At 41.7% G+C, this 259-nt stretch carries 1 protein-coding gene; it reads left to right on the top strand.

The genetic code is table 11. The features are described from left to right. A partial coding sequence (locus SCA31_RS24185) for a family 43 glycosylhydrolase (RefSeq protein WP_410699526.1) occupies positions 1–259 on the top strand: 259 nt, incomplete at both ends.

Here is a 259-nt window from a genome sequence, read left to right as displayed (position 1 = left end):
AAATTACAGAAATCCGATTTTATATGCAGATTATTCCGACCCGGACGTTACCCGTGTGGGAAATGATTATTATATGACCGCTTCCAGTTTCAATGAAGCTCCGGGACTTCCTATTCTTCATTCAAAAGATATGGTCAACTGGAAATTGGTGAATTATGCCCTTCCCGATGTGCTTCCCAATGAAAACTTCAGTACTCCCAAAAGAGGAGACGGTGTCTGGGCACCCAGTATTCGATTTCATAAAGGTGAATTCTACATC

The sequence above is a fragment of the Chryseobacterium sp. SIMBA_028 genome, assembly GCF_046535285.1.
Taxonomy (GTDB): domain Bacteria; phylum Bacteroidota; class Bacteroidia; order Flavobacteriales; family Weeksellaceae; genus Chryseobacterium.
Note: the sequence above shows the minus strand (reverse complement) of the source record. Positions and strands in the feature narration are given on the sequence as shown.